The 26139-nt window shown below is 44.2% G+C and carries 27 protein-coding genes, 1 tRNA gene and 1 pseudogene; 16 read left to right on the top strand and 13 right to left on the bottom strand.

Features of this window, described 5'->3' with window-relative positions; all coding sequences use genetic code 11:
* Window positions 1-154 precede the first annotated feature (154 nt).
* The 4 genes from CUR83_RS08505 to CUR83_RS08490 all read left to right on the top strand — a co-directional run bounded on the left by CUR83_RS08505 (window position 155) and on the right by CUR83_RS08490 (window position 3701).
* Entirely contained in the window at window positions 155-1012 is an 858-nt protein-coding gene (locus CUR83_RS08505; protein ID WP_284719454.1) for a PP2C family protein-serine/threonine phosphatase, read from the top strand.
* Window positions 1013-1066: 54 nt separating this feature from the next.
* Window positions 1067-2155 (top strand): helix-turn-helix transcriptional regulator, encoded by a 1089-nt coding sequence (locus tag CUR83_RS08500; protein WP_284719453.1) that lies wholly within the window; start codon window positions 1067-1069, stop codon window positions 2153-2155.
* A gap of 75 nt (window positions 2156-2230) precedes the next feature.
* The gene (locus CUR83_RS08495) at window positions 2231-2473 is read left to right on the top strand and encodes a hypothetical protein (RefSeq protein ID WP_284719452.1); all 243 of its coding nucleotides are present in this window, start codon (window positions 2231-2233) and stop codon (window positions 2471-2473) included.
* Between the two features lie 62 nt (window positions 2474-2535).
* Window positions 2536-3701, top strand: a protein-coding gene (locus CUR83_RS08490; protein WP_093068646.1) for an IS3 family transposase whose coding sequence is annotated in 2 segments (ribosomal slippage) — window positions 2536-2794 and window positions 2794-3701 — 1167 coding nt in all. Because the reading frame shifts where the segments join, the coding sequence is not laid out codon by codon here.
* A 392-nt stretch (window positions 3702-4093) separates the two neighbouring features.
* Here the strand turns inward: CUR83_RS08490 and CUR83_RS08485 are convergent.
* The 4 genes from CUR83_RS08485 to CUR83_RS08470 are packed head-to-tail and all read right to left on the bottom strand — an operon-like array spanning window position 4094 to window position 6195.
* Window positions 4094-4411 carry a hypothetical protein gene (locus tag CUR83_RS08485; protein WP_284719451.1) on the bottom strand — a complete coding sequence of 106 codons (318 nt, stop codon included), beginning with the start codon at window positions 4409-4411 and terminating at the stop codon, window positions 4094-4096.
* 10 nt (window positions 4412-4421) lie between these two features.
* Window positions 4422-4712 carry a hypothetical protein gene (locus CUR83_RS08480; RefSeq protein WP_284719450.1) on the bottom strand — a complete coding sequence of 97 codons (291 nt, stop codon included), beginning with the start codon at window positions 4710-4712 and terminating at the stop codon, window positions 4422-4424.
* Window positions 4709-5953, bottom strand: a complete 1245-nt coding sequence (locus tag CUR83_RS08475; protein ID WP_284719449.1) for an Arm DNA-binding domain-containing protein — start codon at window positions 5951-5953, stop codon at window positions 4709-4711. The genes CUR83_RS08480 and CUR83_RS08475 overlap by 4 nt, the downstream gene beginning before the upstream one ends.
* 26 nt (window positions 5954-5979) lie before the next feature.
* Window positions 5980-6195, bottom strand: coding sequence for a hypothetical protein (locus CUR83_RS08470; RefSeq protein WP_025646831.1), 216 nt, complete (start codon window positions 6193-6195; stop codon window positions 5980-5982).
* Window positions 6196-6383: 188 nt separating this feature from the next.
* Between CUR83_RS08470 and CUR83_RS08465 the strand changes: the two genes are divergently transcribed.
* A complete protein-coding gene (locus tag CUR83_RS08465; RefSeq protein WP_284719835.1) occupies window positions 6384-6554 on the top strand; it encodes a helix-turn-helix domain-containing protein in 171 nt (56 codons plus the stop codon).
* A gap of 472 nt (window positions 6555-7026) precedes the next feature.
* Here CUR83_RS08465 and CUR83_RS08460 read toward each other — a convergent pair.
* A tRNA-Gly gene (locus tag CUR83_RS08460) sits at window positions 7027-7101 on the bottom strand.
* A gap of 258 nt (window positions 7102-7359) precedes the next feature.
* Between CUR83_RS08460 and CUR83_RS08455 the strand changes: the two genes are divergently transcribed.
* The 3 genes from CUR83_RS08455 (at window position 7360) to CUR83_RS08445 (ending at window position 11706) form a co-directional block, all read left to right on the top strand.
* Window positions 7360-9030, top strand: coding sequence for an alpha-keto acid decarboxylase family protein (locus CUR83_RS08455; RefSeq protein ID WP_186474299.1), 1671 nt, complete (start codon window positions 7360-7362; stop codon window positions 9028-9030).
* A gap of 191 nt (window positions 9031-9221) precedes the next feature.
* Window positions 9222-9557 (top strand): GlpM family protein, encoded by a 336-nt coding sequence (locus CUR83_RS08450; protein ID WP_058023655.1) that lies wholly within the window; start codon window positions 9222-9224, stop codon window positions 9555-9557.
* 355 nt (window positions 9558-9912) lie between these two features.
* Complete coding sequence (locus CUR83_RS08445) at window positions 9913-11706, top strand: potassium/proton antiporter (protein WP_284719448.1); 1794 nt, start codon at window positions 9913-9915, stop codon at window positions 11704-11706.
* 14 nt (window positions 11707-11720) lie between these two features.
* Here CUR83_RS08445 and CUR83_RS08440 read toward each other — a convergent pair whose 3' ends face one another.
* The 5 genes from CUR83_RS08440 to CUR83_RS08420 all read right to left on the bottom strand — a co-directional run bounded on the left by CUR83_RS08440 (window position 11721) and on the right by CUR83_RS08420 (window position 14297).
* On the bottom strand, window positions 11721-12086 hold the full coding sequence (locus CUR83_RS08440) for a LysR substrate-binding domain-containing protein (protein ID WP_284719447.1): 366 nt from the start codon (window positions 12084-12086) through the stop codon (window positions 11721-11723).
* Window positions 12035-12466 carry a type 2 periplasmic-binding domain-containing protein gene (locus CUR83_RS08435; protein ID WP_284719446.1) on the bottom strand — a complete coding sequence of 144 codons (432 nt, stop codon included), beginning with the start codon at window positions 12464-12466 and terminating at the stop codon, window positions 12035-12037. The genes CUR83_RS08440 and CUR83_RS08435 overlap by 52 nt, the downstream gene beginning before the upstream one ends.
* A gap of 188 nt (window positions 12467-12654) precedes the next feature.
* Complete coding sequence (locus CUR83_RS08430) at window positions 12655-12975, bottom strand: hypothetical protein (protein ID WP_071001803.1); 321 nt, start codon at window positions 12973-12975, stop codon at window positions 12655-12657.
* 26 nt (window positions 12976-13001) lie between these two features.
* On the bottom strand, window positions 13002-13325 hold the full coding sequence (locus CUR83_RS08425) for a TVP38/TMEM64 family protein (RefSeq protein WP_228724571.1): 324 nt from the start codon (window positions 13323-13325) through the stop codon (window positions 13002-13004).
* A gap of 438 nt (window positions 13326-13763) precedes the next feature.
* Complete coding sequence (locus CUR83_RS08420; RefSeq protein WP_093068354.1) at window positions 13764-14297, bottom strand: DUF2058 domain-containing protein; 534 nt, start codon at window positions 14295-14297, stop codon at window positions 13764-13766.
* A 332-nt stretch (window positions 14298-14629) separates the two neighbouring features.
* On the opposite strand from CUR83_RS08420, the gene CUR83_RS08415 reads away from it, so the two are divergent.
* A complete protein-coding gene (locus CUR83_RS08415; protein WP_071001800.1) occupies window positions 14630-15493 on the top strand; it encodes a universal stress protein in 864 nt (287 codons plus the stop codon).
* Window positions 15494-15707: 214 nt separating this feature from the next.
* Window positions 15708-16391 (top strand): cupin domain-containing protein, encoded by a 684-nt coding sequence (locus tag CUR83_RS08410; protein ID WP_284719445.1) that lies wholly within the window; start codon window positions 15708-15710, stop codon window positions 16389-16391.
* A gap of 524 nt (window positions 16392-16915) precedes the next feature.
* Here the strand turns inward: CUR83_RS08410 and CUR83_RS08405 are convergent.
* Both CUR83_RS08405 and CUR83_RS08400 read right to left on the bottom strand, forming a co-directional pair.
* Window positions 16916-17878 (bottom strand): acyltransferase, encoded by a 963-nt coding sequence (locus CUR83_RS08405; protein ID WP_071001798.1) that lies wholly within the window; start codon window positions 17876-17878, stop codon window positions 16916-16918.
* 204 nt (window positions 17879-18082) lie between these two features.
* Window positions 18083-18277, bottom strand: a pseudogene (locus CUR83_RS08400) (integrase core domain-containing protein); the annotation flags it as partial.
* A 16-nt stretch (window positions 18278-18293) separates the two neighbouring features.
* On the opposite strand from CUR83_RS08400, the gene CUR83_RS08395 reads away from it, so the two are divergent.
* Together CUR83_RS08395 and CUR83_RS08390 are read left to right on the top strand one after the other, a co-directional pair.
* Window positions 18294-18533: a glutathione binding-like protein gene (locus tag CUR83_RS08395; protein WP_228724572.1), complete on the top strand. Its 240-nt coding sequence runs from the start codon at window positions 18294-18296 to the stop codon at window positions 18531-18533.
* A 256-nt stretch (window positions 18534-18789) separates the two neighbouring features.
* The gene (locus CUR83_RS08390; protein WP_071001797.1) at window positions 18790-19077 is read left to right on the top strand and encodes a TetR/AcrR family transcriptional regulator; all 288 of its coding nucleotides are present in this window, start codon (window positions 18790-18792) and stop codon (window positions 19075-19077) included.
* Window positions 19078-19146: 69 nt separating this feature from the next.
* Here the strand turns inward: CUR83_RS08390 and CUR83_RS08385 are convergent, their stop codons facing one another.
* The gene (locus tag CUR83_RS08385; protein WP_071001796.1) at window positions 19147-20409 is read right to left on the bottom strand and encodes a siderophore-interacting protein; all 1263 of its coding nucleotides are present in this window, start codon (window positions 20407-20409) and stop codon (window positions 19147-19149) included.
* 188 nt (window positions 20410-20597) lie between these two features.
* Between CUR83_RS08385 and CUR83_RS08380 the strand changes: the two genes are divergently transcribed.
* Genes CUR83_RS08380 through CUR83_RS08365 form a run of 4 tightly spaced genes read left to right on the top strand, consistent with a single transcriptional unit; the run spans window position 20598 to window position 26078 of the window.
* A complete protein-coding gene (locus CUR83_RS08380; protein WP_058025721.1) occupies window positions 20598-21362 on the top strand; it encodes an ABC transporter ATP-binding protein in 765 nt (254 codons plus the stop codon).
* 50 nt (window positions 21363-21412) lie between these two features.
* Window positions 21413-22459, top strand: coding sequence for a TroA family protein (locus CUR83_RS08375; RefSeq protein ID WP_227517176.1), 1047 nt, complete (start codon window positions 21413-21415; stop codon window positions 22457-22459).
* Window positions 22459-24588: a Fe(3+)-hydroxamate ABC transporter permease FhuB gene (gene fhuB / locus CUR83_RS08370; protein WP_071001795.1), complete on the top strand. Its 2130-nt coding sequence runs from the start codon at window positions 22459-22461 to the stop codon at window positions 24586-24588. The genes CUR83_RS08375 and fhuB overlap by 1 nt, the downstream gene beginning before the upstream one ends.
* Window positions 24589-24629: 41 nt before the next feature.
* Window positions 24630-26078, top strand: a complete 1449-nt coding sequence (locus CUR83_RS08365; protein ID WP_071001794.1) for an MFS transporter — start codon at window positions 24630-24632, stop codon at window positions 26076-26078.
* Window positions 26079-26139: the final 61 nt, after the last annotated feature.

The raw sequence follows: 26139 nt of genomic DNA, 5'->3' as shown, positions 1-26139 counted from the left end.
GTGATGGGCGAAATGCTTATCGCCTTTTTATTTATAGAAAGCAACTCTGTGTTACTCATGCACTATCTAAATGAACTTATATTTCAACCTATAAGTTTATTTTATAGCTAGTCAGATATACTAGCCTCTATGACAAACATATAGGTCTACCATCATGATTGCTTCTTCAAATTATTTTCCTTCAACAGAAACTTCATCTATCGCCCAAGCCTGTGCAATTACCTTTCTAGGGAATGCTAGTAACAACCTGCAGCAAGATGCTTTTTTCTTTTTAGATAATTGGTATCAGGAAGATCTAGGTATGATGGCAGTGACACCAGTTGCGTTACCATTTAATTTAGCAGTGTCTGATGGCGTGGCAAGCTCTAATCACTCGCAGCACTGCTCAAAAGCAGTGGTAAAGGCAATCAGACGGTTATGGAACGATCAGAAGAGTATTACTTCAGATAATATTCATCAGCTGATTAATCAAACCAAGCATTCATCTAAGCGTCATGGCGCGTCAGCAACCCTCGCGATGGTTATTGGAGAGTTAAATGATGATGGAACCATAAGGGCAACGATAATGCATGTGGGAGACAGTCGTGTTTATCAGTTATCGAAAGGTGCATCACAGTGGCAGTGCCTAACTCGCGACCATAATCTATTGAATGAGCTCATTGACCAGAAAGCACAAGAGCAAGGTCGCCAAGCGAAGTTCGCTGACTATAATCGAGAAGGTATGGCGGGGAGTCTATATAGCATTACAGAGTGCTTTGTATTGACGGCTGATGACAGTTATCTAAGCAGTGAAGCGCCAGAAGGCAGCTCTTGTACGGTTAATATTAATAGCGGCGACTGTATCTTAGTTTGTACGGATGGTATTCATGATTTGGTGCCGAGTCGTCATTGGCAACTTGTCAGTGCTGAAACCGATTTACAAGCTTGGTTAAACACGCTTAAAGATCAGGTCTATAACTCTGAGGGTAATGCTTATGATAATGGCACTGCGATTTTGGTTCGTTTTGATTGAGCCTGTATTTTAATAATGAGTTTGTCACTTCATCAGTCTAATAGAGAAGCTACTATGCCTACACATCCTATCGCCAGCTACACAAAGTCAGCACGTCTATTTGCTTTATATCAATGCTTGCCTCGGAGTGAAGCGGATGCTATGTCTCTGACAGAGCTTATGCAAAACTACGGTGATAATGCTGATAATTATACAAATGAGCGTAAAAACCTAGAGAACGATCTGATTGGCTTAAATCAAATCTTTAACGATATCTTCTATAGTGACGTCTTAGTCCGAGTGCCAGCATGGGGCAAGAATATCAGTGGCAAGACAGCACGGTTTTATATTGAACCGAGCTTTAGCATCGATGCTATTAACGAGCAAACCGTGTTTTTTTGGGAGATGCTGGATAAATATACTGCAAACTATCTACCATTTTCTTTTAAACAAGGAATTACAGATAAGCTTACTCAACTACGTCGCCAAGATAAAGACAAATTCCATCAAAGTCCGCTAGGACAATGGCAAGATCATCTCATCACCTTACCTAGTATTGTGCAAGCGCCAAAGCTTGATAGTGAGGTGATTGGAATTATTCATCAGGCTCTGCTACAGAATCGTCAATTACGAATAAGTTATCAAAACAAATGGGAAGAAAAACCAACTCAAAGAGTGGTGTATCCTAAAGGAATGATCTTTATTGACAATATGGTCTATCTCACAGGCTTTAATCCTGTTGATGACTATATCGATGATAATGTGTTATTAAAGGAGCATCGTAATTTTGCGGTCAATCGTATTATCGAGGCAGTAGTCGTAGATAAGCCAATACCTGACTGGGTAGAGCGTGACGCCTTTACATTAGATAACTTACAGAAGCTAGGCAAGCTAGAGTTTGGTAAAAATATTGAAATCAATTTGGTTTTAAAAGTACAGAAATATGCCTGTCAGCATCTCTATGAGCGTCCATTATCACAAGATCAGCAGATTGAAGTTATCGATGATACTTGGAATCAAGTCAGCGCCACCGTAGCTAATACTACTCGTCTGCAAGATTGGCTGGTAAGCATGTCGCAATTATCCGTTGTCATTGAACCAAGTGAGCTTCAAGTGGTAATTCTTGAACGTCTAAAGAGTGCGTTAGAGCTTTATGAATATTAAGATTTAGTTATTAGTCATGTCATCTTAAATTATTTAACGACAAGGTTGCTTTTCAGCTTTAACAGGAAGTTCAAAATGATAACAAAAAATACGATTACTATAGAGCCATGGATGAAAGAGCTGTGGGCATGGGCTGACAAGTTTAAAATTTCTGAAGAGGTTTTACCCCGTAATCAGGCTAATTTATTGGCGCTAACAGACTTGAGTATAGATTGTAGTCAATTAACTAATTTACCTGAAGGTATCGGCTATTTATACAACTTAACCAATCTCACGCTAAACTGCGATACGCTTGAGCGTTTGCCAGAGTCTATATGAGCTATGCTGAAGAAACCGTACAACTAAACTTGGTAAACTAAGCGTATTAACTGGAGTTTACCATGACCAAGAAAGTAAGAACCTACAGTGACGAATTTAAAGCAGAAGCCGTTAAGAAGATAGCAGACAATAACGGTAATGTTTCAGCCACAGCCAAGCAACTTGGCATAGCGATGCAAACGTTATCGAACTGGCAGAACAAAGCCAATCAAGGCAAGCTTATTGGCACAGAGCAATATGATCCTGATCTTATGAGTGCTCTTCAAGAAATAAAGCAGCTCAAGCGGCAGCTTAAAGTAGCTGAAGAGGAGCGCGAAATTCTAAAAAAGGCGACGGCGTACTTTGCAAAGCACAGCTAGTCAGGTACGCCTTTATCAAAGATAACCAGCACTTCTTTAGCATCACCACTATGTGCCGCGTGCTAAGTGTTAAGCATTCAAGTTACTACGACTGGCTGGGTCGTAATCTCAGCGACCAACAGATACATCGCAATCAGTGTGAACTACTGGTTAAAGTCGCTCATACTCAGACCAAGCAGTGCTATGGCGTAGATCGACTGCATGCCCACCTAAGAGCGCAAGGGTACGATATCAGCCAATATATGGTTAGGAGCATCAAAGAAGAATACGGCATTAAATGCCGTCTTCACAAGCGCTTTAAAGTCACCACTGACTCCGATCATAACAAGCTGGTTTATCCAAACGTGCTGGATCAGAAGTTTGATGCAAACCGTCCTAATGAAGTATGGGTAAGCGATATTACTTATATCTGGACTGCTGAGGGCTGGCTGTACTTGGCAGGCGTTAAAGATTTATACACCAAAGAGCTTGTTGGTTATGCGATCAACAAACGCATGACTGCTGATTTAGTATGCCGTGCACTCAATATGGCAATTAAAAATAAACGACCCAGCAAAGGGCTAATCGTTCACTCTGACAGAGGCAGCCAGTATTGCAGCCATGCCTACCACAAGATCGTTAAGCAGCATCAGTTTACAGGTTCAATGAGCGCTAAAGGTAATTGCTTCGACAATGCTCCAATAGAAAGCTTCTGGGGCGTCTTAAAGAATGAGCTGGTATATCACCAGGATTATAAGACTAGATTTACAGCTATCAACGATATCATTAGATACATCGAGCTGTACTACAACCAAACAAGGATTCAAAAGGGCTTGGGCTATAAATCGCCAAGACAGGTGTGGTTTGATTATTATCGTCAGGCTGCGTAACTAAAATCTCCCAAGTTTAACTGTACGGAATTGACAGCAGGGATCATTCATCCTTCGATAGGGGAAGATGTGAATGAGTATGTTGTTATTGATAATCATAAAATTCAATTTTCTACTGTGAATCTGGCAACATCTGCTGTGGGAATTCGAGAGCAGTTGTTAAAGATTATTGATACTGATTAATATAAAATATAGCTCTACTCATACGTTATGAGCAACTGTGTAGCTGCTTTTAAAGCAAATATCCGCTAACTGGACGCTGACATATTTGTCAAAAATCTAATACTATGAGTATATTGACGCGCTCAATTTAGATAGTTTTTAAGAGGTTGGATATTATTCACGAAAAAGCCAGACGACCTCAGTCGTCTGGCTTTAATATGTTAAAAAATTTATCTGTGATTATGCTCTTGCCAAGTGGCATGCTCACACACCTCACAGCACCAACTGTCTTTTGCACGCATATAAGGAATATCTGCTGGCACTTCTAAAGGACAAACATAGCCACAATAAACGCATTGCACATCATCTAGATAGGCAAAACACTGAGCGACTGTATCAAACAGAATATGAGAACTGATATCATACTTTCGACAAACTCCTTCCACATGCCCGATAAAATCACTTCTATGATCATACGCCCAGTAATCACTACAGATTTTGAGGTCCCGTGCATTCTGCGTCATATTAGGTTGAAGTTTTACACTCATGACATTCTCCTTAAAAGCCACAGGCAGGTTGCGGTAGACGCCTATAAAGCTCGCTCTGCAGCTGCTGACACATCTCATCAACAAGATAATCAGGATTGTCATCCAAGCGCTGCTGTACCCATACTCGCAGTGCCATATGATTATCAAAACAAGATTTCACTCCTAAGAAACGCGCTAACCCCTTACCAGATTGAATACAAAGCTCACAAATGAGCATATTAGCAATTTCATTGGCATGCTCACTGATAGCACCATCCCGTTTGAATTCAGCGAACAGCTCTTCGTGATTGATGATTTTCATTGCGACGTCTCCTTGTCCGTTTGAGCATTTGTGGTTAAGCCTTTAGTCTCAGAGCCATTCGATGCTCCTATGAGCTTCTCCTTACTTGCTAGCAGTAAATTATCTATTGCAGAGCCGTCTTGGCGAGTCACATCAGGCACATAGCGGCTATATACCCGAAAGAGCATCTCCGTACTACCGTGACCCATTTGCCGAGCTATCCATTCAGGGTTTTCACCAGCAGCGAGCCAGAGCGTCGCTGCCGTATGCCGAGTCTGATATGCGCGCCGATGTTTGAGACCGAGTAGGGCGAGCGTGGGTTTCCATATTCGCCGATTCACATTGCGATATTCCAAAGGATTGCCTTGTGAATTGCAAAATACAAATTCTGATCTACCATACGTAATAGCCTTTTGCTCTTGCAGCGCGTTATACACTAGCTGTGACATCGCAATCTCACGCTGTGAGCCAAGCGTCTTTGTCGGACCCATCTCACCATTGACCAATGCACCGCGAATACGAATCTCACGCCGATCAAAATCAACGCAGTCCCATTTCAGTCCATCAATCTCGCTGGTACGCATTCCTGTGAAGAACCGAGTCGTATAATAGGGCTTATAGTCAGCGCGAACATGCTTTAAGAACAGCCATACCTCTTTTAGCGTAAACGGATTCACATCAGGACGCGCTTGCTTGAGCGTCTTGATGTTTTTATAAGGCATCTGAAACTCATAGCGATCGGCGGCTTCTTGTAGTATCATGCGAAGTGGTACCATGATCTCGTTGATCCGTGCTACTGACAGACTTGACTGGGCATCTTTACCGTAGCGAACTTTGGCGAGGGAGCTACGAAAAGCCAGCAAGTCTGTTTTTTTTATGGCATGGACCGCTTTGCCACTAAATTCAGGTAACAGATACTTATTAAGGATAGTCTGAACCTTATCTTGATAACTCGGTCGCCACTCAATCTTCTTCTCCTCATACCAAATATCAGCGAACTGCTTAAAGGTAGGATTGCGACTGATACAAGCTTCCGCTCTATCAGCCAGTGCCGTCATTTCTTTGGCACGTTCACTCTTTGGGAAATAGGCCGCATAATCAAAAATACCTAGGGTGATTTCTGCTTCCATTTTTTCGATGATTTTAGCCAGCTTCTTTCGATTAGCTGGAGTGTCTGTGAGATTGGTCGTCTCACGGCAACGTATATTCATATATCGAAAATCTACGAATAGCTTGCCACGTCTCGCTCTTATCGAGGCCATTATTTCGCTCCTTGTTTATGTAAAACTTACTGTAAAGACATTCCATTGATAGCGCTCATAACGGGCTTGCACATATCCTCTTCGATACGCTCCCATACATAGAGGATCTTGCGACCGCCGAAGGGGCGTATGTAGTGAATATTCTCAATCAAAACCGTGTCTTTGAGTTGATTGCGGATAGTGCGCGCATCGTATTTGATACGATCTGCTAGTTCTTGAGTAGTAAGGTAGGTCTGTGACATAATAGTTCTCCAGTCAGTATTAAATTACTTTCAGTAAAAACTTTGTTGTCGCCAACGAGTACTATATTAACAGAAAAGTAGTCATTGGCAAGTACTTTTTACTTACCAATAAGGAATTTATTGTGATTTCATGTAACTTACCTGTTCTTTTAGCAGAAAGAAGATTGCGTGTAGCAGATTTAGTGAGAATGACAGATATAAGTAAATCGACGCTGCATAGAATATATAATGACGATACAACTAGAATTGAGTTCGACACTTTAAGCAAGTTATGTAATGTCTTAGAAGTAACGCCAGGAGATATTTTGAAGTACGTACCAGATGAAACAAAGGAAGGGAGTTTTTCAGGAGAGGAGTAGGTTGACCGTCGTAATAGTTTTTGATGGGAGTGCTAGCTAAAGGCTCATTAGAGTTAAAAGGTGGTTATGGAGCTGAATAACTTTTTATCTTTAAGTGAAAGCTTTCTTTTTTGAGTGGCGATTAGTTTTGAACACTATAAATCTAAAATATATTGCAAAGAAAAAAGAATCTAAAAAATATATTTTTTGCCAAATCGAAGTTGGGTTCAGAGTCAAGATGACACTTAACCTTATGCGTTAGGTGTCATGAATTTCGATGATATAAATTGTATAGGTTGGGGTCAATTCAGCATTCGCAGTTTTAGGGTAAGGCACAGTTTGGGCACCAAATGGGCACCGCACCGAAAATGAGCTTTTTAATTGAGTAGATAAACTTAACTATAAGAAAATAAATATTCGAAAAAATACTCTACAAGCCCCGAAAAATGGACAAAAAAAAAGCCTCACTATTAAGTGAGGCTTTTTAAATATTTGGAGCGGGATAAGAGATTCGAACTCTCGACCCCAACCTTGGCAAGGTTATGCTCTACCACTGAGCTAATCCCGCTGATTCATCGTTTGATTAACTATCATCAGATGATGAAGGCGTATTATACGCAGTTTTTTTTATGTGTCAACACCTATGACGAAAAAAGTTAAAGTTATTAAAATAGGCATATATTCTATCTACAAATGTGTGTTATAACGGTTCATTATAATATGTATTCCAAAAGCTTTGCATACATAAATAAGCTGGTATACATATTATGATTTAATTACATTCACAATTATCAATACTTACGAAGATAAGTTATAAGGATAAAAAATGAGTCAACAGTATACTATCGCTGATTATTTGTTTGATCGTGTCGCAGAAGCAGGTGCCTCTGAGATATTCGGCGTACCAGGCGATTTTAACTTAACCTTTTTGGACAATGTCCTTGCTTCTGATAAGCTGCGCTGGGTGGGTAACACCAATGAGCTAAATGCTGGCTATGCGGCCGACGGCTATGCACGCGAGCGTGGGTTTGCCGCCATGGTGACGACTTTTGGCGTAGGCGAGCTATCAGCGATTAACGCGACCGCAGGCTCTTTTGCTGAGTACGCGCCAGTATTGCACATCGTAGGTGCACCAAGCACAGCTTTGCAAGACGCAAAACGCCGTATTCATCATTCGCTTGGCGATGGCGTATTTAATCATTTTATTAAGATGGTTGAGCCCGTGACCGTAGCACGAGCGCAGCTTACTCCTGAAAATGCCGCCTCAGAAATTGATCGAGTGATTCGATTGATTCTCAAAAAGCATCGCCCAGGTTATCTGCTGCTATCACCTGATGTTGCGCGTCAGCCTATTTATCCGCCAACAACCAAGCTGATTGATAGCCAAGAAGACATCACCAGTCAAGCGGCATTGGCAGATTTCAAGCAAGCGCTAACAGAGTTCTTGCCAAACAAAACCACGACGCTCATGGCAGATTTGATGGTGCATCGTTTGGGGTTGCAGTCACAGCTCAAAGCACTGATTGCTGATACAGACATTCCTTATACCACGCTATCGTGGGGCAAGACACTGCTTGATGAAAACAGCGAGCGCTGGGCCGGGACTTATGCAGGCGTTGCCTCGCGTCCCATTGTCAAAGACGCGGTAGAAAACTGCGAATGTCTGATCAAAGTAGGGGTGCAATATACCGACACGACCACCGCGGGATTTAGCCAAGATATTGACGAGAGTATAGTAGTAGACTTGCATTATGAGCGTGCTTCTATTAGTGGTAAGAACTTTGCACCGATTGCCTTGCAAGATGCATTACAGGCCCTGCACGAAGTCATAACCTCTGGTATCAACATCGTACCAAAGCCTTTTTGTGAGCCCGTCAAGCCGCATGAGCAGAAGGGTAGGGATGATGAGGCAATTCTCCAAGATGACCTATGGCATATTATCGCTGATCGCCTAGACCATAATAATTTGGTGTTCTCTGAGCAAGGAACGGCCTATTTTGGCATCAGTGATGTGCGCTTGCCAGAAGGGGTGACCTCCTATGGGCAGCCAATGTGGGGCTCGATTGGCTACACATTACCAGCCAGCTTAGGTGCTGCTATCGCGTCACCGAATAAACGCAGTGTTTTATTGATTGGTGATGGCTCGGCGCTCTTGACGGTTCAAGAAATGGCGGTCATGATTCAAGAGCGTATCAATCCAGTCATCGTCCTAATCAATAACGACGGCTATACCGTAGAGCGTGCGATTCATGGTGAAAACCAATACTACAACGATATCCCAAAATGCGATTGGCAGATCATGCCAAAAGCGTTTGGCGCAACCGAAGCGAATAGCTTACTACTCAAAGCAGAAACAGCAGGTGAGCTAAAAGCGGCTTTAAACAAAGCTGCCGAGACTACCGATAAGCTAGTAATGATTGAGGTCATCGCAGATAAGCATGATATACCCCCGTTGCTAGCAGATATCAGCGCGGCACTAAAGCCAAAAAAGGATTAAATAATTCGTAAAAGCTTTCTTAATAAAAGTACTAGCCCCATTTAGCAGCGTAGCTAAATGGGGTTTTTTGCGTTTTTTTATCATAAGGGTCAATTAATCAGCGATGCCTCTTATGTCAATTTGTAGACTCTAGTATGATGGCTGATTGGGCTATGTTCAGCCCGTCATACTCAATAGGAGAGTGATCCATCATGATCTGGCTAAAAATGCTCATTGGCGCTTTGATGGTATTGGCAATTCAATTATTTGCACAAACGCGATTTTTTTATCTGGCGGCGCTTGCACCTCTTTTCCCCACGTTTACGCTCATCAGTCACTTCATTGTTGGCACTGAGCGCAGTCCTACTGATTTAAGGGTTGCCCTGATATTTAGTATGCTGGGTGTGATACCGCATCTGATTTATACCTTGGTGGTATTTTTTAGCATCAGTTATATGAGCTTATATAAGGCATTATTGTTAGGCGTTGTCGCTTGGACAGTAGCCGCCGCCATTTTGGTACTGACATGGCAGTACATTCAGGGCTAAATAGTCAAGCGTAACTATTTAAATCTAATCGTGTGGACCTAAATACTGTCAAAAGGCAGCATAAAACAATGGTCATAAGTTCATAGGTACGCGCTGGTATATTCGATAACTTTTCTCGAAATACTGTCTATAAATTTAGTCGCAGATGTTACTCTTAATGCCGATATAGAATCAGTGTAAATTTCTTGTGTTAATGGCTCTGACAATGTTAATAGCTCTGACAATCGTTGCTGATGACAAACTCTCTGGCGTGATATCTAATAACAGTGCGATAACGGAAATATTTGCGCAATCAAGTACTATTATGCTTCATTCAATATTGATGCAATAACGATAAAAAACAGGGTTTTAAAAAATGGATACCTTGAATATCCTATACCTCGTAGGGGCAGTACTTATTTTCGCCAGTATCATGGCGAGCACGTTATCGGCGCGTTTGGGTGTGCCCTTGCTATTGCTGTTTTTGATCGTCGGTATGTTGGCAGGCGAGCAGGGTATCTTAGGTATTGAGTTTTCTCAATATGGGCTGGCCAATTTTGTGGGACAAGCGGCGCTTGCTTGTATCCTGTTAGATGGTGGTCTACGTACGTCTTTTAAGTCGTTTCGGGTCGGTCTAAAACCTGCGATCACCTTGGCTACTTGGGGCGTACTGGTCACGGTTTTGGTGCTCGGGGTATTTGTTACTTGGTTGCTCGATGTCGACTGGCGTTTTGGTCTATTGATGGCAGCGATTGTTGGCTCAACCGATGCGGCCGCTGTATTCTCTCTACTACGTAATGGCGGGGTCAAGCTCAATGACCGCGTTCAAGCTACGCTCGAGTTAGAATCTGGTGCCAACGATCCCTTGGCCATTTTATTGGTGACGGGGTTAATTGCTCTAAACGTCGACCCTGCTGGTCAGACAGCATTTGGCTTTTTGGTCTTACTGTTTCAACAGCTGAGCTTTGGGTTGGGCATGGGCTTGCTCTTTGGTTATTTGCTCTCTCGGTTATTACCCAAGATACATCTGGCAGAGGGCATGTATGCCATTTTGATACTCTCAGCGGGCTTGGCGGTATTTGCTGCGACCAACTTGATTGGCGGTAGTGGGTTTTTGGCGGTGTATCTGACAGGGGTGCTGATAGGCAACCACAAGGTACGTTCAACCGAGCATGTTATGCGCGTGATGGACAGCTTTGCGTGGCTGTCGCAAGCGGTACTGTTTGTGGTATTGGGGCTATTGGTCACGCCATCAAACGTTCTTAATGTCTGGCATTATTCGGTGGCGATAGCGGCGTTCATGATCTTCATTGCCCGTCCTATCGCGGTCTATACTAGCGTGAAACCATTTAAGTTTAAAGATCGAGAGATTGGATTTATCTCTTGGGTTGGGTTGCGCGGTGCGGTGCCCATTACCCTTGCGATTTTGCCCGTCATGGCAGGGATAGATAACGCCTTTATGCTCTTTGATATTGCGTTTGGGGTCGTGGTGTTGTCGTTGATACTGCAAGGTACGACCATTCCTACTATGGCGAATCTATTTAAGGTACGTATTCCAACCAATAAAGATCCCAAAGAAGAGCACGAGGTTTGGGTATCGGATAAGGCGAGTATTACCTTATACGAGTTTGAGGCGCAATCAGGCGCATTTGCTATTGGCCGCCATCCTATGGGTATCTCTAAAGGCATTAGCCCTGATGAAATCAGCGTATTTGCGCTGGTGCGCGGTCAACAAATCGTCGTCGTCGATGAACAGACCAAAATAAAATTTGGTGATAGTGTTTGGTACGCCATGCGCGGCAATCATGCGAGCAAAATTGCCAAGATTTTTAATGACACAACGTTAGATCGTAAGGCTATTGATGACTTTTATGGTGATTGGTTGCTATCACCCAGTGTAAAACTCGGAGATTTGCCATTTTTTTCAGAAGCCATGGTCGCCAAACCTTTGATAAAAACGCTGAAAACGACCGAAGCAGACAGTACCAAAGATATGTGGGAGCAGACAGTCGCTGAGTATGTGACCTCACATTTAGGTACCGCACCCGTTTCAGGCGATACAGTTGTGGTGAACGATGAGTGGTCACTGGTCATCAAAGAAGTAGGCGAAAAAGGTAAGCTTAGAAGCATTGGTCTCAAGCATCAACGACCGTCCGTAGCAGTGCAGTGATATTCGTATTCTTTTTATAGTAAGTTCATCATTTTATGTAGAAAGTCAGCGGCTTGCTTGTGCTGATTCTCGCGATACGCCCAGTGGTGCTCGACGTCGTAGCTTGCTTCATTGGGCAGGAGTATTTTCATCAGTCCCATGCCCTCATAACGTCTCGCCAAATCACGCGGTAAGTAGCCAACATGATAGCCTGCAAGGATCAGCTGCGCAGTTGCCTCCATGTGATAAGTGGTGGCGCTCAAGGTTTTGGGGCGGATATGATTGATATGATGCTCGACCACGTAGCCCCTTTTTATCCACGGATAATTTTGCTCCAAATCCTCAAAAGTCAATCCTTCTGAGTTATAAAAAAGCCTGTGCTCGCGTCCGCAGCAGACCACTTTTTTTCGACAAATGCTGGCTGAAACGTCAGTAACGGCGGAAAGCTACCAAAATAACCCACACCAATGTCACTCTCGTTACTTACGAGCTTTTCTAGCATGCTCTCAGGGCTTTGCACATCGATAGAAAAGTGTATCAGTGGGTTTTCTCGGTAGCTACTGGCGAGGCGCTGTCTAAGCGCGTCATAAAAAAACTTGGGCATCTGATCAATTAAGCAAAGCCTAATATGTCCACCGTGTACTGAGTCTAGTTGCTTAATATAGTGCAGCTGGTGCTGAAAGCTTGCGACCGATTCGGTAAAGCCCAAACATGCCTCATAGACAGCCGCACCATCCTCTGTCAGCTTAAATCCTGCTCGACCGCGATGGCAAAGTGTCATGCCCAAGCGGTCTTCTAATTGCTGACTGATTGAGTCGCTCTTAGTTTTATTGGCTGTTTTAGAACTTCGTACCTAGCTGTTAATATCGTTATTGATAGCTAGCGTCCAAACCTGTTCTGCAAGTCAGGTTGCTTATCGGTAAATGCCTAACTAACCGCGCCGCCATGTGTGGTATTTTTCTAACCAGTTCAGTACCGTGTCGGGGCGTGATTGCGTTTCCATTCACCAGCGACGTATTTGTTGCCCTCCGCCCATGTCGGGTAGGTATGAATTGTACCCAATATTTTATTGAGCCCCAAACCATGTTTCATCGCCAGTACAAAATCGCTCATTAAATCGCCAGCATGCTCAGCCACTATCGTCACCCCTAGGGTTTTATCTTTGCCTTTCGCGGTGATGACTTTAATAAAATCCTTAGCTACGCTGTCTGTAATGGCGCGATCTAACTCTTTAAAGTCATAACGTGTCACTTCAAAATCAATGCCCTTTGCCGATTGCTTCTTGCTCATTCAAACCCACGCGAGCGACTTCTGGATCAATGAAAATCGTCCATGAAATCACGCGGTAATCGACCTTGAATTTTTAAAATTTCCAAATAAGCCGTTAACCGCTGCGTACCAGCCTTGATGCGACGCCACATGAGTGAATTGATAGGGCCCAACGATTTGATAGTGTCGCGCAGCAGGTAACGTGAGGTCAAAAAAGCCAGCGTTGCCCCGATACTGGAAGCAAAAGAGGCAATGAGTAAGCCTTGAGCTAAGCCAAACAGCGTGCCTGCGGCCAGCGTCAAAATAGTGGCGCTAGGTAAGGAAAGAGCAGTGACGACCACATAAAGTAAAAATAATCCACCAATAATCAATAATCAATAATGGCGACTGCGTTTTATACGCATCAAACTGCGCCATCAATCCTTTTAAGCCCTCAAGCGTCAATAATTGATTGAGATCAAAATAAAAAAAACTGGCCACTACGATCAGTAGAAATAGTATTAAAAATATTCTTTTCATCATGATTGGTCTGGCCTCATAGTCTGGTGAAGGCGACCGTTATCGCTTTATGATCCAAATGCTGACGGTGTGCGCTAACGGCGGTATGCGCTAACATAGCAATACGAATATGGATGACGCGACTGTGATAACAGTCAGAGCGCTTGCCTTTATAGTATAGGGCTTGGGCTGCGTTGTCTGGTATTTATATCAGCATCTCACAAATAAAAGCAGCCCTTCATAGAATGGTCGCTCTATGAAGGGGTTTTGCTTGTAGGCTTATTCAATTCGCTAAGCGATTAGGCAAGTGATTACCACATCAAATCGTCTGGAATCACATAAGCGGCGTAAGGATCATCTTCTTCTGGCGTGTCTTCAGCAGTATCATTGGACACGACCATAAACCCTTCCATTTTTGTATCGATACGATCTGCGAGTGGGCGCGGCAGGAGCGCGTAGCCGTCTTCTAATCGTGCAATCACCACGTGACCGGCGACGATTTGATCGTATAGCTTTTGCGTGATGGATATTTTTTTCACTTTAGACGCATCGACGAATTGATAGCTAACGTCACCATCCGTATCGGCTATCTGATGCTGCTTAATCATTTGAATGATGTTAGCCCTCAGCGCCTTTTCTTCTAAAGCTTGCTGTTTTTGCTGATTGAGCTTTTGGTCTTTCTCAAGCTTTTGCGCTTGAGCCTCTGCCAATGCTTTTTTGGTCTCTAAACTCTCTGAGTCGCCAATACGCTTAGCATGCTGCGTTTGCTTGCTGATTTTTTTGGCTTTTTTACTATCGACCAATCCAGCCTTTAATAGTTGAGCCTGTAGGGCGTTCTTTGCCATAATTCAATCACCTAAATAACGATACGTAAGTCTTAAATACTGCATCATAAATACTAAAAGAGGTATTGTAGCAAACTTTACTAACGCTTGTGGTTAGACAATGACCAGAGTTCATCGGGGTGTTAAAACAATACTCTTGTAAACTATATAAAATAATAGTGCTAGCACGTTTGTGATTTTACAAAAGCGTGTACATCGCTGGATGAAACCGACCAAATTGGGTATCATCAAATTAAGAGAGCAGTTTTTATAAACATCTCTCAAACAATGGGCATAGCTTGGTCATATATAACAAGCTGTATGGGATTAAATAACATATCTAAGGACAGATTATGACAACATCACAGCACATTCTAGCCTGTATTGACGGCTCAGCAGTGACTGAATCGGTTTGTGACTATGCCGCATGGTATGCCAGCAGACTGAATTTGCCCGTTGGATTGCTGCATGTCAGTGATATTCCTGCCTCAGTGAGACGAGATCTGTCAGGAGCGATAGGGATCAACAGTCGCCAGTTCTTATTAGATGAGTTGTCCCAGCTAGATGAGCAAAGGGCAAAAGTCGTCAATAGCTATAGCAACGCCTTAGTACAAGATGCAAAAAGCCATATCAAAGACAGCTTTGCGGATGTCAATGTGCGCATTTATCAACGTCATGGTAAATTGCTTCCTAGCATCGAGTATTTCAAAGAAGAAAATCGCGCGATCGTCATGGGACGCCGCGGCGAAGACCACAAAAATAGCCGCATCAATATCGGCAGCCAAATCGAAACGGTAGCTCGCGCATCGGATATCCCTATCCTGATTTGCTCAGAAACCTTTAAAGAGCCTAGCTCATATATGATTGCTTTTGATGGTAGCAAGACCTCTATAAAAGCGGCATGGATGGTCGCAAAAAGCCCTTTGTTAAAAGGTTTGAAAGGCCACATCGTGATGGTCGGCAATTATAATGAAGCCGCCAAGCAAAGCATGAGCGCGGCTGCTGCAAAATTGGAAGATGCAGGTTATATCGTTGAGGCGCATCATCTGTCTGCTTCTGATGCGGTCGATGGGTTATTAACGTTTCAAGTCGACAACGATATTGACATCATGGTGGTCGGTGCTTATGGACACTCTAAATGGCAGCAGTTGTTTCTTGGTAGTACAACGACAGAGATCATTGCAAGTACCTTATCCCCTGTAATTTTGGTACGCTAATGGATGCATTAATAAATTGTCATGAGTCGCTTGTTTTTCGATAAAGCGACACTAAATTAAGGCCGTGCCTTGTTCGAGACACGAGCGATCAGTGTATCGCTCTCAGCAGCGCAATATTCATAAAGAGGGTTGGTTATCGATATTTTAGATAACCAATCTATATCTCATAACGGCTCACTTGCTGACGCCACTCATTCTATCTTTGGAACCCCTTATGCGTATCAATGCAGATTTTTCACGTCGTGCTTCGCTAGCACCTGAAGACCACGGGTGGGTCAAATCACCACAGAATGGCGTGGAGCGAGTGATGCTTGACCGCATCGGTGAAGAGAAGGCTCGTGCGACGAGCCTAGTACGTTATGCACCGAACTCTTATTTTCCGCACCACTTGCATCCCGGCGGCGAGGAGATACTCGTACTGTCAGGGACTTTTTCTGCAGACGATACCCATTATCCGGCAGGTTGGTACGTGCGCAATCCACCAGCATCCGGTCATAGGCCTTATAGTGATGAAGGCGCAGTGATTTTCGTTAAACTACGGCAGATGTCACCTGATGAAGCGCAGCATGTGGCTATCGACACTCACGATAGCGCCAATTGGCAGCGACAAGGTGACCGTGACGTTTGTCCTCTTTTCTCAGATGATGTCGAGCAGGTGAGCTTGCAACGTATAGAGGCAGGAGAGTTGTTATTCAATGAGCCAATCCTTAATGGCGCAGAGCTGTTAGTCATTGCAGGCGAGCTGGTAGATGATGACCGAGTCTATCAGCGTTGGGGGTGGTTACGTCTGCCTGCAGGTGAGTACGCGCAAATCACAGCAGGACGAGAGGGCGCGACGATATATCTAAAAACAGGGCATCTCAGCCAAGTCATCGGAGACAAGCCAGACGATGCCTAAAGACCTATGATCAATAACACTGCGCTGATTGCTAATCACGGATTGAGCCTGATTGCTTATTAATTTGACTCATCAATTTGAATGGTTAGCGCCAGCATGAAGTGACCTATTTAGCTGATTTATATAACGTATCACCTCGTCTCAAGCCAGATAAACGGCTCTATATCAATACAGCCCTTTCTTATACAACATCACAAGTCCGCTTCTAAAAATAGTCGATTTCTTCTATCCATGTCTTATAGTCAATCCATAATAAAATTAGCACAGCTCATATCATTGAACAGTTTAGGTAGTTTATTCTTTATTCACCCTTGTCGTAGAAACTTAGCCTGTGCCCACTTTTTTTCAATAGGGTGACGATTACGCATTTCGTTTTGAGGCATGGTATTAGCGTGTTTTTACACCATTGGCAGAAAAGGCTCTACTATATATTAGTACACGCGCAGAACACCTCGAGGTTATCAAATACTAAGCATTATTGGTATAAAGAATTTACTCAGTCTGTTGAACTATCTGTTTGTAGACTAAGCCTCTTTCATCGGAGCTTCATGCTCAAAGTCAGCCAGCATCTCTGTGATCAGCTGGTCTTTTTTGTGCCATACCTGCTCAACCCAGTCAAACATCTGCGCTTTTACCGTGTCATCTGTTTCATAACCACCATTTTTAATTGCCGTAAATAAGTCTTCAGGTATCTCGATATGACGCACATCGACGCCTAACCGTTTGATGTTGCCTTTCCATAAGTCACTATAAGTGGGTATGCCATCAGGGTAGACAATCGTCATGTCCAAGATACCGTCGATCTCTGAGCCTAGGGCACTCAAAGCAAGTGATAATCCGCCAGCACGGGGCTTGAGCAAGTGCTTATATGGTGAGTTTTGTTTGTCACGTTTGCTAGGGGTGAAGCGCGTTCCTTCCAAATAATTTAGCAAAGTAAAAGGCTTGTCCTTTAATAGCGCACAGGCTCGTTTGGCCTCTTCGATGTCTTTACCCTTTAAAGCAGGGTTTTTGGCAATGGCTTCTTTAGAATGTCGACGCATCATAGGGAAGTCGAGAAAGTAGAAAGCCTGCCCAATCACTGGAATATAGATGAGCTCAAACTTGGTAAAAAAGCGCGTCAATGGTAGGCGCTTTTCACTGATATATTGCATGATGCTGGTATCGACCCACGATTGGTGGTTGCTGATCAGTAGGTATTGACCATCTGTGTGTACATCATCAGGCAAGCTGATACGCCAGTCTTTACGTGGTAGGATATTGTCGATGACTGCATTATTGCTATTGATCCAGTAATTGGTGACATCGATAACGGCTTTGTCAGCGATAGCAGCACCCGTGAAGGCTTTGGCGGCGCCCATTATCCATACAGGAGGTCCTGCCAAGATGCTATTAAAGGTAATCACACCCGTGGCTGTGGTGAGTGATGCGGCTTTACCCAATTTTGGGGCGCGTTCATGTAGTTTTTGAACGACTGATTTCAATCGCATAGTAAGTCCTTTTTCTTAGACCAGTGATGAGGTATTGATAATATTACTGCATGATTTTAGCAGAAATAAATCTTAGTGTACGAGTGTTAACAACAAATAATACACAGCACCTTTAGTGAAAAGTATTATTTTTGCCATAAAAAAGCGTACCAAGGCATGACCTTGTAAATACCCCATTCTTAACACAACATCATTGTAGAATAATTAAGCCACCTGCCTGTACTCGGCAGGTGTCATATCATTAAGTGAATCATGGGATCTTTCAGTGTTATAAACCTTGATCCAGTCTTCAGTCAGCTTACTAACCTCGTTTAAATTATTAAAAAAATAACAGTCTAAAACCTCATTGCGGTAACTGCGATTAAACCGTTCAATATAAGCATTCTGATAAGGACAGCCAGAAGATCGTAGCGAGATGCTCTCATGGTTGATGTTTTTAGCAACTGGTCTGGGCCCTTATTATGGTCAGTCTGTGCATTTTAGACACAAGGCGCCAGAAAAAATCCCCTATGCGATGAACCGCTATCTTCGTGAGGCTGAGCGTCATTACGAAGTGCTCGACACCCATCTGGAAGGCTGTGAGTATTTGGTTAGAGACGAGTATTCAATCGCTGATATCTCCGCATGGGGCTGGATCGATAAAGCATCAGCCTGAAATGACAGGGCTCTTTTTTGCCGCTTCATTGCTAAAAATACACGTATAGAATGACTATACTCACTATTTTTACCTGCGAATCGCCTAAAAAATAGCCTCTGTCAGTGCCATGGTTGAATGTTCAGCACGCCCTAATAACAGCAAAGAGACGTAAAAAGCTTTATAATAAAAAAGTGATTAAAAACAGCAGCTAATATTGGTTCTACAAACTTTGCCTTAAAATAGATTTTGAGGCAAAGTGATTAAGGTAAACACTATGAGTGCTGCGATAAAGTTCAATCGCGAGGATGTGAGCGAAAAAGCAAAAAATCTCTATTGGGAAAAAGGCTATCACGCAACCTCGATGCGCAATCTGCAAGACGTCATCAATATGCATCCTGGTAGTATTTATGCCGCTTTTGGTAGTAAAGATAAGCTCTTTATATTGAACTGCGGTGTCTCTTGCGAGAACTACTGCCATAATAAGGTCTTGAATAAAGACTATAGCGTACAATGCTTTGCTGCTACAAACCTTAGTCATGAACAGGTCAGTGGTGAATGCTAGGCATAAGAATGCTAAAAAACTGTCCTCTTCAGCTCGATTGTTGCGGTCAACAAGCCATATCTTATGGATTTAATCCTGACGCCAATAAACCTTTATCACCACCTCTGCGCGGCTAAGATCAAGCCGCTCTCTAAGCATGGGCCGTAGTGCCTTGACAGTGCTTGCCTCTAATGCACCCCAGACTTTATCAATTTTTATAGGTTGATCTATCAAATAATTGCCTATCGTATTATCGATTAAGGGTGCTAAATGCTGTCCTGAGCATTGCTGATCGGTGACGATGGGAAGGACAGTAAAGTTGTCTTTAACGGTATTCTTGGTAGTGCGCTCACTATTGCTGTCAATACGATTAGTTATGCTGCCATCAATACCACTACGTATTTTTACGGTATCAAAATAACGTTGATCCGCCGCGTTTTGTGTGACACTAACAACTAACGGCGGTGTTGGGTTTTCCCATAGCTCGAGTAATCTCGCGACAGTTGGCATAGACGTTTCATCAGCGATCAGTAACGCTTGACCGTCACGCAAATGCTCAATTTTTTCAGGAAACTCCCTTTTGGTCACTACGGTATCACCTGCTTGTAGTGAGTTGGCCCAATTACCGCCCGGTGTATTGCCATGCAAGAAAACATCGACCCACGCTTGTATGCCAGCAGGGGTATGCCATGCTTTTCTTAAGGTGTAATAACAATGAGATCGAGCAAGGCGTGAGGTATTTTTGCTGTCATCAATATTGTCAGCTGTTGTGTCTTTAATCAATGCATTGTGCTCTAAATCAAATAAATACGCGTAACCTGCCTCGTTGATGGGTACTGAGGTCGGGTTTGATGTGCCGTTAGTATTATTCAACGTGGGCATGTTCAGTTCAAGGCGCAGCATATTTTTGCTGACTCTATAACTGTCTTGCACATCAAATACTTGCTTGGTCAGTTTAATCGTTTTTTTACCCAGCTTTTTATCCGCTTTTTGTTTGAGTGCAATATATTGAATTTGTAGCTCATCAGGATGCGTAATGGCTGCAGGAAAGGCAATAAAAAAAGTCTGACTCTGTTCAGGGTGATTTTGAGCATTGGTAGATGGAGATTCTGTATTTTTTGTCTGTACTTGTAACTCAAGGCCTTCAGCGTAAACGGTGGTTAATTTCACCTCTATATTATCCAATTCAGCAGTGGATATAGGAGTAAATGCGTTTAAAAACCCTAATAGTTCATCTAGATGCTCTTCGTTGATATAGGTGATGATGTCGTTTAGTTCAGGAGTGTTTAAGGAAGTATATGGTTTGTCTTGATCATAGGTATTATATGCAGAAGATAGGAAGATATTAGCCATATTGATACTCATAAGCAGATGATAAGTGAGGAGATAAAACGTCTAGTTGGTTAATGATAATTGTTTTTATTATCGTTTACGAGTAAAATCCTCTTTTATTGTCGCTTTTGTTTCAAAACTATAAGCATCATCGACGCCAATTTTTTACTTTTTATCAATTTTGATTTTTATCAATAATGAGTGCCTATATGTTACGTGCAAACCAACTGACCATCAGTCGACAAGGGAATACTTTACTAGATAACGTGAGCTGCGAGATTGATATCAAGCAGTTGGTGGCGCTAGTTGGACACAATGGTTCAGGAAAGTCGACTCTGATTAAGGCATTGGCAGGGGAAATGGCGAGTAGTAGCGGTAGTATTACCTTAGATGATACTCGCATCAATGATTACGGCAGTAAGGAGCTGGCACGTCATATGGCTTATCTGCCACAGCAACTACCTGACGCCGCTGGATTTACCGTGCGTGAGCTTGTGATGCTCGGACGCTATCCGCATCAAAAGTGGCTACAAAAGCCAACCCAAATGGATAGAGATAAAGTTGATCAAGCGCTAAAGGTAACCCAAACCGAAGCATTTGCTGATCGCATTACATCGACGCTATCAGGCGGTGAGCGTGCCCGTGCTTGGCTTGCGATGTGCTTGGCGCAAGATACCAAGTATCTACTGCTTGATGAGCCGCTCGCTGCATTAGATATGCATTATCAGATTGAGGTCATTCAGCTTATCCGCCGCTTGGTAGATGAGCAGGGCTTGAGTGTGGTGATTATTATTCATGATATCAATCTGGCAGCGCAGTATGCGGATCGAATCATTGCGCTAAAAAACGGCCGAGTTTGCCACAATGGCACTATCAAAAGTACGATGCAATCTGAGGTATTATACGATATTTTTAATGTGGATATGCAGCTGCTCAGTCATCCCATTACTGGGCAGCCTGTTGCAGTTGCTTGACATCAGATCGCTTCTCTTTCACCCAAACTCGCCTAAAAAGATATGCTCCTATGTTTTCTATTTTTTATCAATACGAATCATTCAAGCGCTCGATACTCATGCCAGCGTCAGTGACGCCAATAACAGTACGCAAGTGGCAGACGCTTTTAGCTTTTATAATATTAGTCTGTCTAACGTTGACCGCTTGTAGTCACTCAGCATCTGACAAAGCTATTACTCACTTTGACACATCACCTCCCAAAGATATTACCGAAACAGCAAACAGCCATAGTGACCGTATTGATAGTGACCGTATCAATATCGTCTCCCCTGATTGGGGTAATGCTGCAACGCTGACGGCGATGGGTCATGCACCGATTGCCACTGGTGATATCAGAGTGTGGGACAGATGGGTGGGGCGCCCCCATCTCCCAGCAGCAACCACCGATATTGGGATTCGTTATCAGCCCAATGCTGAGCTGGTTGCACAGCTTCCTGTTGATATGGTCATAGATAACGCTTTTTATGAGCATGCCCGTAGCTTATACGGTGATGTGCCTGCGCAGTCGGTGATGTTTGCGGCAAAAGGAAAAGCGGCAACGTGGGCTGACTATACGGAGCCGACGCGCGCGCTTGGTGCATTGATTGATAATCCCAAGATGGCTGAAGACTATATTGTACAAAGTCAAAAAGACATACAGCTTGCCAGTCAGCAGTTTCAGCAGCGCTATCCAATAATCAAAAAGTTCGCGGTCGTCCAGTTTGCGGATGCCAATAACATGCGCATGTATGTTGATAACAGCCTGTTTAAGGTGGCATTAGAACAGATGGGCAAAGAGCTTGTGGTTTTAGGGGAGGGCAATCAGTGGGGGTTTGTACCGATACGAATGGGTGATTTGGCGCAGTTAGATGATGAGACTTGCCTGCTGATCATCGACCCACTCAGTCCCATCACCAGAGCTGAGATTAATGACAGTTTGGTATGGCAGCGTTTGGGCTATGGTGAGCGCCGCTGTATGGCGGAGTTGCCGCCAGTCTGGATATATGGCGGGATGTCGTCATTGGTCAGCTTGGCCAATAATTTATCCACGGTTTCGTTAACAGGTGGCGCGATATAATGACTATTCATACCAATCATGCGAGCAGTGCCAGCAACACCAGTAGCGCTAATAGCCTAAGCTCCACGTCCTCCTCACATACGGCAACTGTGATGACCTCATCGCCCAAGCCACCACCACATCCATCTCAGCCTCCGTCGTCTGTCGTGAGCAGTGCGTCTTGGCGATTGTGGGTGATTTTTATAGGATTGGTGGTTTTGTCCGCATGCAGTGGCTGGGCACTATTAGAGCGAGAATGGACACGCCCACTCAGTGAGCTATTTTTACCAAGTTTGCAGCTTGATATTGCCAGTATGGCGACTCAGCTTCATTTGGTTGCGACCAGTGTGGTGGCGCTATTGGCAGGTGGATTATTAGGCGTAGTCAGTATTTTATTACAACAGTTGGTCAAAAATCCATTGGCATCAGACACCACTTTGGGAGTCGGAATCGGTGCTCAGTTGGCTATGTTGATTGTGACGCTATTTTTGCCGAGTTTGGCTATTTATGGTGGTCTCTACGTGGCCTTTGTCGGTGCCATCATGAGTATGGGCTTGGTGTTTGCCTTGTCCGCGCCTAGTCGCTTCAATCCGCTGATTCTGATACTGGCAGGTCTGGTCGTCAATATCTTGCTTGCCGCTGTTGCCAATGTATTGGTGTTATTTTTTGCTGAAAGAAGCAACGGTATGTTGTCATGGGCGGCTGGGTTTTTGGCACAAAGCAGCTGGGATAGCAGTCGAGCGCTGATGATCACAGCGACCTTGGCGGCGATAGCCTGCCTGCCTTTATTGAAGCCGCTGACACTGATGAGCTTAGACGACTCACAAGCCAAACGTTTGGGCGTGCCTATCAATGGTATTCGCGCCTTAGTGGTCGTCATTGTGGCGGTGGTGACCGCACTAGTCATCAGTGAGGTTGGGCTGATTGGTTTTATAGGGCTTGGTGCCGCAAGCTTGGTCAATGCGCTAGGTATCTCGTCCATTGGTAAGCGCTTGGTCACGGCATTTGGGCTGGGTGCATTGTTATTGCTATTGACCAGTAACGTTGCCTTATTGCTTGAGCCTATACTGGGGATGCAAATTCCCGCTGGTGCCATGACGGGAATCTTAGGAGCGCCACTGATTATTTGGCTGATTTTGCGCCAGCGCCGCGATCGGATAGAAACCATCACCCCTATGATGAGCGGTCAAAATAAGACCGTTGTGTTTTGGCGATGGAGCGTTGGAGTTATCATCACGATAATGTTGGCTTGTCTTTTTGTACAGGATATCAATGGTTGGGGAATTAGTACTGATTGGGCGCTGACACAGCAGTATCGTCTGCCTCGTAGCTTGAGCGCGGCGGCAACAGGGATGATGCTTGCGGTCGCAGGCGTATTATTACAGACGCTAACGCGTAACCCTATGGCCAGTCCTGAGGTCTTAGGGGTCAGCTCAGGCGCGGCGCTTGGGGTTATTTTAGGATTTTTATTATTACCCATTTTGGGACTCTCTGCTGGCGCAGGTACGTTACTGATTTCAGGACTGTCAGGTGCGATGGCGGTGCTGCTGTTGATTATGTGGCTGGCACGTAGAGTCAGCTCAGGCTATTTGCTGTTAGTCGGTATTGGTATCGCTGCCATGATGGATGGGGTCATGCACATGGTCAAGCTCTCAGGTGACCCGCGTCTTGAGGCGATGCTCAGTTGGCTATCAGGCACTACCTATAGTGCGCAGCCTAGTACAGTATGGTATCTGATGGGCATTGCGCTTATCTTATTGGTACTTAGCTTATTGATTGTCAAACCCTTACGTGTTCTTGGTCTAGGGACGGGTGTGGCACGTAATTTGGGTGTGGCAGTGACCCCCGTGACATTATCACTACTGGCGCTCGTTGCTGCCCTTAGTACCGCGAGCACGCTTGCGGTGGGTCCTTTGAGTTTTATTGGGCTGATGGTACCGCATTTGGCGACGTCTCTTGGCGCTGTCAAACTTGAGCGCCAATTGCTGCTGGCTGCTCTCTTAGGCGCGGGGGTTATGGTAATGGCGGACTGGATCGGGCGGTATGTGATGTTTCCTTATGAGCTGCCTGCTGGTACGGTTGCCGCTATCATTGGCGGTGGCTATTTCTTATGGCTTATTCGTAAAGTGCCAACCACCGCTAATGGTTAGTTTGTCTTTTTATGAAACGATGAACCAACAATCAAGCGCTTATGAATGACGCTCATAAAAATAGCAGGGATCAGCGCTTGAGCGATGAGCAAGTACGGCGGGTACTAGTGACCTTATTGCTCGCTGGTACGGTCATCAGCTTTAGTAACAGCGCGCTCAACCCAGCCATTCCTGTATTTATGTCAGTGTTTGACGTCGATATCGTGCTTGGCGGCTGGGTACTAAATGCTTATGTGTTGGCCATGAGTGTGGGGCTCATGCTGAGCGGTTACTTAAACAAAAGGTTTGCTTCTAAGCCAGTCTATTTGGCGGCAGTACTTGGGTTTATGCTCGGTTCGGTCATGGGTATGATGGCGTTTAATATGAGCTTTGTCATCATGGCGAGAGCCGTACAAGGGCTGAGTGGTGGGCTGATTATTCCGCTCTCAATTGGTATGCTGTATCAGATTTACCCAAAGCAGCAGCACGGTAGGATAATGGCGCTATGGGGCATCGTTATTATGATGTCCTTGGCATTTGGTCCTTTGATTGGTGCTTATTTGGTTGATCAGTTTGCATGGTGGACACTGTTTGCCGTTACATTACCCCTTAGTGTGATCGTTATGGCGATGGTGTGGCGATTGATACCTGAACTTGATAGAGGCACGCATGACACCGCAAGCCCTTTTGATACGGTAGGGTTTGTCAGTTTGATCATCTGGCTACTGGCGATGATGATTTGGCTGAGCACCCTCAAAATAGATTTTACTCACGGTATCTCAAGCCGCGATGATTTGTTAAAAATAGTGGCATTAGGCGCATTGTCTATTTTATTTTTGCTGTCAGCCGTGGCTTGGTGGGCGTATGAGCGTCGTCAGAGCCATCCGTTGCTAAATGTGGGTTTGTTCGACAATAAAACTTATTTGCACAGTAATGTCATTAGTATCACCCAAACAGTAGGCTTGATGCTGTGTCTTTTATTATTGCCGATATTGATTCAAGAGGTGATGGGTGAAAGCGCTTTATGGACAGGCGTCGTTCTGATGGTTGCGACGCTCGTCGCCAGTATCACCACGTATTATGCTGGCAAGCGGGTAGACAAACGCGGTGCGCGAGGGGTTGGTATGGCGGGTATCACGATTAGTGCGCTGTCTACTTTGATGCTCGCATGGTGTTTGTACCAGCCCACACTTTGGCTACTCATATTGACGATGAGTGTGCGCGGTGTCGGCGTGGGTTTGGCGTATCTGCCAACCACCACAGTGGGTTTTAGTAGCTTACCTAAAGACTCGGTCACTGAGGGAGCTGCACTCAATAATATCAGTCGCCGTATCATCTCTACCATCGTTATCACGTTGACAACCCTTTATATCCATAGTCGAAGCGCGCAGCTACTAGCCGCAGGTAGTGATGTTGGCATAGCAAGCGCTATCCAAGAAATACTGGTAATAATCGCGTTGATGCTATTGTTCACACTTCCTTCTGCCTGCAAATTACCCCGCGCGCCATAACGATCAACTTCATAGTTGGGCAGTATGTAGATTACCGGTGTCAATGACGATCTGCTTGAAG

The organism is Psychrobacter pocilloporae, from assembly GCF_029872915.1.
Lineage (GTDB): Bacteria > Pseudomonadota > Gammaproteobacteria > Pseudomonadales > Moraxellaceae > Psychrobacter > Psychrobacter pacificensis.
The sequence above is the reverse complement of the archived record's forward strand: the minus strand, read 5'-3'. Positions and strand labels throughout refer to the sequence as shown.